This is a genomic window from Kineococcus glutinatus, from assembly GCF_039542765.1.
Classification (GTDB): domain Bacteria; phylum Actinomycetota; class Actinomycetes; order Actinomycetales; family Kineococcaceae; genus Kineococcus_A; species Kineococcus_A glutinatus.
Window position 1 is genome coordinate 1 of sequence record NZ_BAABIL010000656.1, and the last position, 693, is coordinate 693.

The following is a 693-nucleotide window of genomic DNA, read 5'->3' on the forward strand; positions in this document are numbered from 1 at the left end:
GGGGTACTGGGACGACGACTTCGGTGCCGCCCGCAACCGCGCCCTGCAGCACTGCACGGGCCGCTGGGTCTTCAGCGTCGACGCTGACGAGGTCGTCGACGGCGACCCCCGCCTGCTGCGCCGCCACCTGCACGGCACCACCGCCGACTGCCTCAACGTCGTCGTGTCCTCCGACTCCTGGGACGGTGTGGAAGGCGCCGTCCGGTTCGAGCTGCCACGGCTCTTCCGCCGCTCGCGCTGCCGCTGGGAGGGGCCCCTGCACGAGCAGCTGGTCACCTCGGGGCCGCCGCTGAGCTTCGCGTCGGCCCCAGGTGTGTCGCTGCGGCACAGCGGCTACACCCCGCTGCGCTACCAGCAGCGGGGCAAGGGCGAGCGCAACCTCGTGCTGGCCCGCAAGGCGCTGGCCGACGCGCGGGCCCGCAACTCCCCGGACCTGACCCGCCACCTCGTCGACGCCGCGCGCTCCGCCCTCAGCGGCGGCTCGGCCCACGAGGCGGTCGAGCTGTTCGCCGAGATCGACCGCGCCGCGATGAACGCCCGCCACGGCATCATCGCTGCACACCCCGCGATCAGGGCCGCGCTCGCCGTGGACGACCTGGCCGCGGCCCGGGAGTGGCTGGCGGCGCTGGAGCGCTGGGGGGAGACGCCGGCGGTGTGCCGGGGGCTGGAGGCGCAGGTCGCGCTGGCGGCGGG

General features: G+C 75.8%; 1 protein-coding gene. It reads left to right on the plus strand.

The window, feature by feature from the left end; translation table 11 throughout:
• On the plus strand, nucleotides 1–693 hold a 693-nt coding region (locus tag ABEB16_RS19685), incomplete at both ends, for a glycosyltransferase (RefSeq protein ID WP_345713898.1).